Origin of the sequence: Brevundimonas sp. (genome assembly GCF_036659295.1) — a bacterium.
In the GTDB taxonomy this organism is placed as follows: Bacteria; Pseudomonadota; Alphaproteobacteria; order Caulobacterales; family Caulobacteraceae; genus Brevundimonas.
Genome location: NZ_JAVXCU010000097.1, coordinates 1 through 7962, shown reverse-complemented (window position 1 = coordinate 7962; position 7962 = coordinate 1). Strand labels below are relative to the sequence as shown.

Genomic DNA, 7962 nt, shown 5'->3' with positions numbered 1-7962 from the left:
CAGTTGCGATATGCGACCGGCTTCGGCACCGATGCGCGAAAGGCGATAGGCTTCCTCGGCGGCGGCCACACCGGCATCGGCAGCGGATACACGGCTGCCGGATGAAGCGAGGCGGGCCATGGCCGCGGCACGGTCGGCACCGGCTTCCTGACGGGCCTGAAGCACGCGCGCCTCGGCGGCGCGATGCTCGGCGCGGGCGGCGTCGATATTGCCACGGTTTGTATCAAACAGCGGCAGGGGCAGGCTTAGGCCGAAGGTCAGGGCCGTCTGGTCTTCCTGACCATAACGGGTCACGCCGACGCTGGCGGTGACATCGGGGCGGCCATTGATGCGTTCGATGTCGATGCGGCGCTCGGATGCGGTGGCTTCGGCTTCGGCAACGCGAACGGTCAGGGTGTCGCGATCGGAAAGAGCCGTCGGTGATACGGTATTGTCCAGCAGACCTGTCTCGATTGAGGTCACCGGTGCGGCCAGCATAGCGACGGCGCTGAGGCGGGCAAAGGCGGCTTCCTGCTCGGCCTTGGCCTCGTCGAGGCTGGCGCGGGCTGCGGCGGCTTCGCTTTCGGCCTGAATGCCGCGCAATAGCGGTTCACGGCCTTCCTCGACCATGGCCAGCGCGGCGCGGGCATCGGACAGTGCCAGTGTAAGAGCTTCCTGAGCCAGCGTGGCACGGCGCTGGGCGACCTCGGCCTCGGCATAGATCAGGGCCAGCCGTCCGGCGGTGTCGATGGTGCTGAGGTCGCGACGCAGGGCGGCTGTTGCAGCATCGGCGCGTGCGGCGCCGACGCGTGCGGATCGCCGCCCCCACAGTTCCAGATTTTGGCTGAGGGACAGGCTGAGATCGCCGGAAACAAATCCCGAATAGGGACCGGAGCCGGCGACGTTTTCCAGATCGATGGACAGGTCGGGATTGGGGCGTGTGCGGGCTTGGCGGACGCGGGCCTCGGCGGCATCGGCCAGAGCATCGGCTTCGGTGACAGCAGGCGTCTGGCCCAACTGTGCCAGCAGATCGGCATAGGACGGGGCAGGGTCAGCCCATGCTGAACCGGGTGCCACACTGGACAGCACGCAAAGCGCGCAGCCGATCGCAAGATGCGGCCAGCGACGGATGGTCGTAGACATACGAAAATTCCGAAAACAGTGAACAGAAGATGCGCAAAAGGGCGCGAAGCTTCGGTTCAGTTTCGGGGGGGGCGCATCAGTCCGTCGGTTACGAACGAGATCATGCTGTCATCGATCGACAGATCATGGCGGGCACGCGCAAAGGGCTCGGCGAGCATAAAGTCGGACGCTGCATGTCGGGCACTGGCGGTGTGGTGGCAATGGCCGTGGGCGCACACGCCCGGATCGCTGCCCGCATCATCTGTGGCGTGGTTGTGGTCCAGCGTCTGGTGGGCGCTGACCGGTTCGGGCGCACAGGCGGCGGCATCCGAAACGGGCGCGAAAACAAAGGCAGCGAGGACGAGAGCCATCGCGACGAATAGTTTTGCCAATGTTGCTTTGGACCATTCCATTGCCGGCAAACTAGTCATCCGGAATTGCGATGGCAACGTGTTATAAGGTTCGCCTTAGCGATTGAAGTTATGTGTTATTTTATTTCGTTACATCGGTTGTTGCGACCATAAAAAAGGCGGAGCCACGCATTGGTGACCCCGCCAAAGGTTTATCTTGCGTGCTGGATTAAGCGGCGAGAACTTCGTCCGCCGGTCCAAAGAACTCGTAGTGGATACGGTCGGACGACACGCCCGCCGACTTCAGATCCGCCACGAGCGTACGCAGGAACGGACGCGGGCCGCAGAGATAATAGTCGGCCTGTGCAACCGGTGTCTGTTCAGCCAGCCAGTTCCCCGAAATCATGCCGTGATGGTCGCAACCGGCATTTTCCGCGTCGTTGCCAGAGGCTTCGTAGAAGACTGTGCTGCGCGCCTGCGGGTGGGCAGCGACCAGATTGCGTATATGCAGTCCCATGGCATGGGCGCTGGCGTCTCGGGCACCGTGTACATAGTGGACCTCGGCCTGTGGGTGCGAGGCCACAAGGGTTTCGAGCATAGACACCATCGGGGTCAGACCGACTCCGCCAGACAACAGAACGACAGGACGCTGGGGTGTTTCGGGCAGGAAGAAGTCACCGGCGGGGGCACCGACCTTCAAGATCGTACCGACGCGCGCATTGTCGTGTAGCCAGCCGGATGCCAGACCCAGTTCTTCGCGTTTGACCGAAATCCGGTAGGTGTCGTCATTGGGCGCGTTCGAGATCGAATAGTTGCGTTTGACCGGCGCGTGGCCCGGAATGTCGAACCAGAAGGTCAGATACTGGCCGGGGCGGTGACGCAGGATAGGGCCACCATCCTTGGGCTTGAGGATAAAGGAGGTGATGACCGAACTCTCGGGACGCACCTCAACCACTTCGAACGCCCGCCAGCCGTTCCAGCCACCCTTGGCGGCGGCAAGATCGTCATAGATGGTCGCTTCGCGGGTGATCAGGATGTTGGCGAGGAACCAGTAGGCTTCGCCCCACGCATTCATGATCTCTTCGGTCGCGGCATCGCCCAGAACGTGCCCGATGGCACCCAGAAGCGCATTGCCGACATGGGGGTAGTGGTCGGGCAGGATTTGCAGGCCGACATGCTTCTGGGCAATGCGCTCAACGGCAGCACCCAATGCACCCAGATTATCGATGTTGTTGGCATAGGCCAGAATGGCACCGGTCAGTGCGCGCGGTTGCGAGCCTGTATCGCCATGGTGCGACTGGTTGAACAGGTCGCGGATTTCTGGGTTCTGGAACATGCGCGAATACATCTCGCGAACAATGTCCAGACCGTGGGCTTCCAGTGCAGGAACGGTGGCTTTGACGAGCGCAATGGTGCGCTCACTGAGAGCTTGGGCCATCAGAGGTCTCCATAGATGAAGCGTTTTAGAAAAAGGGAAGGGGCGGTGTGCCTAGCCGTCAGGCGGGCAAACGGGTGTTATCAAATACGGGCTGGAGCGATCGGGCACAGGCGGCACGGCACGGGTTTGCGATGCGTGTGACTGCGGCTGGACTTGGCTTTGCGACGGGCCATTCATCGGCTTCGCTCCATTGATGCATTACAAATGCATCTATAAGGGCCGAGTAAAACATGCAAATGAAATATATATTATTGTGAGAGTGAACCGGAAGCCGGTCGGAGAGCGAGATGCGCCTGACGCGCTATACTGACTATGCCATGCGCGTATTGCTGTATCTGGGCGCGCGACAGGATCGGCTGTGCTCGATTTCCGAGATCGCCCAAGCCTATGACATTTCGCAAAACCACCTGATGAAGGTGGTCAGCGATCTGGTCGGGGCGGGCTATGTCGAGAGCGTGCGCGGTCGCTCCGGCGGTGTCCGGCTGGCCAAACCGCCTGCAGAAATCAATGTGGGGGCGGTGGTCCGCCATACCGAGGACGGCTTCGATCTGGTCGATTGTGCAAGCTGTGTCATCGCGCCGGCCTGTGGCCTCACGGGCGCTCTGAATCAGGCGCTGGGGGCGTTTATGAAGGTTCTGGACGGATATACGCTGGAGAGCCTTATGGGGCGGCGCGTGGATATGAGCGACATATTCGAGCGTATCGGCCGTTGATGCCCTAGCTTTTCGCTATTTCCGGACGCAACCTCGTTTCCGATAACAGGGAAAGCCGGTTATGGCTTGGGGAGCGTTGTATGAAGCAGTTGATCATCGGGGTTTTGGCAGCGGCATGTGTGCCCATAGGGGCCAATGCCCAAACGCCCCCCCAAACGTCGCCTCAGGCCCCCGCAGTCATCTATCCGGATGCCGAGGCTTCCGACCCCGTTAAAATGGGCTGGATGATCGGTAGCCCGCCACCTGCGGATCGTGTGGTACGTACCGACGACATGGGCCACATGACGTTTCCGAAAACGCGCTGGAGCTTCTCGCACTGGCGCGAGATGCTGCCCAGTGCAGAAGTCTCGCGTGACCGGTCGGCGCATAATGTGCTGCCGCGCCGTGAACGCAGCGATCTGGATCAGGTGGTGTTCACCCCGCTGGGGGGCGGCGAACCGGTGACTTGGCTACAGTCCCTGAGCGAAAACTACACGGACGGCATTCTGGTGATGCATCGCGGCAATATCGTTTACGAGCGATATTTCGGCGCGCTGACAGAGGACGGACAGCACATTGCCCATTCGGTGACCAAGTCGTTTGTCGGCACGGTTGCGGCGATGCTGGTTGCCGAGGGGCGACTGGACCGTGATGCTCTGGTGGTGCGCTATATTCCCGAACTGGCCGATAGCGCCTTTGGAGATGCCACTGTGGGGCAGGTCATGGATATGACCACAGGGCTCGCCTACAGCGAGGTCTATACAGACTTTAATTCCGATGCTTTCGATTTTGCACGGGCGGGCGGAATGATGCCGCGACCGGCCGGATATGATGGCCCCAAGACGACGTTCGACTATCTGAAAACGGTGAAAAAAACGGGCGAGCACGGTCAGGCTTTTGCGTACAAATCGGTGAATACCGAGGTGCTGGGCTGGATCGTGACGCGGATCAGCGGACAGTCGCTGATGCAGGTTCTCGGCGAGCGTTTCTGGAAGCCGATGGGGATGGAGCGCGATGCCTATTTGCAGATTGATCCTGCAGGTCAGGGCGTCGCAGCGGGCGGATTAAATCTGCAACTGCGCGATCTGGGCCGTTTCTGCGAGATGATGCGTAATGACGGACAGTTTAACGGTCGCCAGATCGTGCCTGCCGCTGTGGTGCGTGACATTGCCGGTGGTGGCAGTCAGGCCGCCTTTGCCCATGCGGGATATGAAACCTTGCCGGGGTGGAGCTATCACAATCAGTGGTGGGTATCGCACAACGACCACGGGGCCTACATGGCGCGCGGCGTGTTCGGGCAAGCCTGCTATGTCGATCCCAAGGCCGAGATGGTGATCGTGCGGTTTGCGTCCAGCTATCGCGCTGGAAATGCGCTGATCGATCCGATGTCCTTGCCCGCGTACCACGCGATGGCCGAACATTTGATGGCCACTGGATCTGAGGACTAAATCCAAGGGCGCTACAGGCATAAAAAAACGGCGAATGGCTTTGGGGCCATTCGCCGTTCTCATGTCAGGGGCACGATGGAAATCGCGCCCCTTTTTATTCAGGTCAGGCCGTGGCGGCTTGCGTCTCGGGTGTTTCCTCGTCACCCAATTCGCCTTCCCATTTGGCGACAACGGCAGCAGCAACAGAGTTTCCGACGACGTTGGTGGCCGAACGGCCCATGTCCAGCAGGTGGTCAACACCCAGAACAATGGCGATCCAGGCTTCCGGCAGGCCGAAATAGGTCAGCGTAGCCATGATGACGACCAGCGAGGCACGCGGAACACCGGCAATACCCTTGGAGGTGACCATCAGCAGCAACAGCATGAAGATCTGCTGCTGGATGCTGAGATGCACACCGTGGGCCTGCATGATGAACATGGTGGCAAAGGTGCAGTACAGCATCGAGCCATCAAGGTTGAACGAATAGCCCAGCGGCAGCACGAAGCTGACGATACGGCGTTTCACACCAACCTTGGGCAGGGCGTCCAGAATGCGCGGATAGGCGGCTTCGGAACTGGCGGTCGAGAAGGCCAGCAGAGCAGGGGTGCGGATCTCGCGGAACAGCGGGATCACGCGCTTGCCCAGAACCAGCGCACCGGCCAGGAACAGCAGCAACCATAGCGCGCCCATAGCCGTATAGAAGCCCAGCACGAACTTGGCATAGGTGCCCAGCATGGCCAGACCCTGCGTAGCGATGGTCGAGGCCAGCGCCGCAAAGATGGCCAAGGGGGCCAGCTTCATAACGAACTCGGTCACCTTCAACATGATGGAGGCGGCTTGTTCGACCAGATGCAGAACAGCCGGAGCCTTGTCGTCCAGCGCTGCAACAGCGGTACCGACAAAGACCGAGAAGACGACGATCTGCAGGATTTCGTTACGCGCCATGGCGTCGAAGATGGAGGTCGGCACCAGATGGGTGATGAAGCCATGCAGCGAGAAGGCGTCCGTCGAGGCCGCAGGCCCTGCAGCAGCGACGGCTTCAGGCAGGTGCATTCCGGCACCCGGTTGCAGAAGCTGCACCATGACCAGACCCAGCAACAGCGAAACCACGGAGGCCCCGATGAACCAGGTCATGGTTTTGACGCCAATACGCCCCACCGAGGCGGCGTCTTCCATGTGGGCAATGCCGGCGACCAGAGTGGTGAAGACCAGCGGCGCGATGATCATCTTGATCAGGCGCAGGAAAATTTCGGTGACAAGGTTCAGGTTCGACGCGGCGGCCGCTGCCTGATCCGCTGTCATAAAGTGGTTGAGACCCCACCCGGTCAATACACCGAGGATCATTGCCCCGATGATGAAGACCGCAAACATACGTTTCATATAAGCTACATCCAGTTTCGCTGTGCCAATGCCAGCCCCTCCAGCGAGGCAAGGCGAGTGGAAAAGGAAAGGGCGGCGAATAAACTATTCGCCGCCCGATGAACATCACGTTTTTTTCATCAGTATATCTAACTGATTTTAAATAATAATATTTATGCTGCACTGCAATAAGTGACCTGTATCGGAATGCATGTGTCACTATAGTTGCCGCAAGGGCTGGCTAATAACGACTCCTTACGGACGATGTTACAGCCTATGTGGAAGGCAATAGTCCGGCTGCAAATCCACGGTATCGGCTGTCGCGCACGCCTTGGGTGGCGCGGGCGATATCGGGGGCGAAATAGCGGTCCTGATCATAGGCAGGGGCGGCTTCGCGCACGATGGCATAGACCTGTTCCAGTTCGGGCGAGGATGTTAGTGGGCGGCGGAACTCGATGCCCTGAGCGGCGGACAGAAGTTCGATACCGACAACCGTGGCGGTGTTCTCGGCCATGTCCAGCAGACGGCGGGCGCCGTGGGTGGCCATCGACACATGGTCTTCCTGATTGGCGCTGGTCGGTACGGTGTCGATGACACAGGGGTGGGCGACCATGCGGTTTTCCGCCACCAGAGCCGCAGCGGTGACCTGCGCAATCATAAAGCCCGAGTTCACGCCGCTGTCCTTGACGAGGAAGGCGGGCAGGTCGGTCATTTTGGGATCGACAAGGATAGAGGTGCGGCGCTCGGAGATATTGCCGATCTCGCACAGAACCATGGCAATCTGGTCGGCGGCATAGGCCACCGGCTCGGCATGGAAATTACCGCCCGAAATGACGTCGCCATCTTCAAAGAAGACCAGCGGATTATCGGTGACGGCATTGGCTTCGCGTTCCAGCATGGCGGCGGCGTTGCGCAGGATATCCAGCGTCGCGCCCATGACTTGCGGCTGGCAGCGCAGGGAGTAGGGGTCCTGAACCTTGGTGCAGTCGTGGCGATGGCTGTCGCGGATGGCGCTGTTGCTCAGCAGTTCGCGAAGACGGGCAGCCACATCGATCTGGCCGGGTTGGCCGCGCAGGGCGTGGATACGGTGATCGAACGGCGCATCCGAGCCTTTGAGCGCATCAACCGACAGGGCACCGGCAGCGATGGCGGCGGCAAAGACATCCTCGGTTGCAAACAGACCGGCCAGTGCCAGCGCCGTCGAGCACTGGGTGCCGTTCAGCAGGGCTAGGCCCTCTTTCGGACCAAGAACAACAGGGGCCAAGCCTGCCTTGGTGAGGGCGGTTGTGGCCTCCATGGTCTGGCCCTGATAGCGGGCCTCGCTGACACCCAGCATGACGCTGGACATATGGGCCAGGGGGGCCAGATCACCCGATGCGCCGACCGAGCCCTTGGAGGGGATCAGCGGCAGGACGCCGGCATTGACCATGCCGATCAGGGTTTCCAGCGTGGTGCGACGAACGCCCGATGCGCCCTTCGACAGGCTGGCAATCTTCAGCACCTTCAACAGGCGGGTGACGTTCTCGCTCAGGGGCGCGCCTACGCCGCAAGCATGGCTGAGGACGAGGTTTTTTTGCAGAGTTTCAAGGTCTTC

The 7962-nt window shown here is 60.6% G+C and carries 7 protein-coding genes; 2 read left to right on the top strand and 5 right to left on the bottom strand.

The window, feature by feature from the left end; translation table 11 throughout:
• The 3 genes from RSB01_RS12600 to hmpA form a co-directional block, all read right to left on the bottom strand.
• Nucleotides 1-1122 (bottom strand): TolC family protein (locus RSB01_RS12600; protein WP_332625583.1); only part of this gene is annotated, 1122 nt, incomplete at its 3' end.
• A gap of 56 nt (nt 1123-1178) precedes the next feature.
• A complete protein-coding gene (locus RSB01_RS12595) occupies nt 1179-1472 on the bottom strand; it encodes a hypothetical protein (protein WP_332590190.1) in 294 nt (97 codons plus the stop codon).
• A gap of 208 nt (nt 1473-1680) precedes the next feature.
• Nucleotides 1681-2889: an NO-inducible flavohemoprotein gene (gene hmpA / locus RSB01_RS12590; protein WP_332590189.1), complete on the bottom strand. Its 1209-nt coding sequence runs from the start codon at nt 2887-2889 to the stop codon at nt 1681-1683.
• Between the two features lie 287 nt (nt 2890-3176).
• On the opposite strand from hmpA, the gene RSB01_RS12585 reads away from it, so the two are divergent.
• Nucleotides 3177-3602, top strand: coding sequence for an Rrf2 family transcriptional regulator (locus RSB01_RS12585; protein ID WP_332590188.1), 426 nt, complete (start codon nt 3177-3179; stop codon nt 3600-3602).
• Nucleotides 3603-3682: 80 nt separating this feature from the next.
• Nucleotides 3683-5029, top strand: a complete 1347-nt coding sequence (locus RSB01_RS12580) for a serine hydrolase (RefSeq protein WP_332590187.1) — start codon at nt 3683-3685, stop codon at nt 5027-5029.
• A gap of 103 nt (nt 5030-5132) precedes the next feature.
• On the opposite strand, the gene RSB01_RS12575 is transcribed toward RSB01_RS12580, so the two are convergent.
• Together RSB01_RS12575 and hutH are read right to left on the bottom strand one after the other, a co-directional pair.
• Nucleotides 5133-6389 carry a dicarboxylate/amino acid:cation symporter gene (locus tag RSB01_RS12575; RefSeq protein ID WP_332625582.1) on the bottom strand — a complete coding sequence of 419 codons (1257 nt, stop codon included), beginning with the start codon at nt 6387-6389 and terminating at the stop codon, nt 5133-5135.
• A gap of 253 nt (nt 6390-6642) precedes the next feature.
• Nucleotides 6643-7962, bottom strand: a 1320-nt coding sequence (gene hutH, locus RSB01_RS12570; protein ID WP_332625581.1) for a histidine ammonia-lyase, incomplete at its 5' end; no start/stop codon positions are given.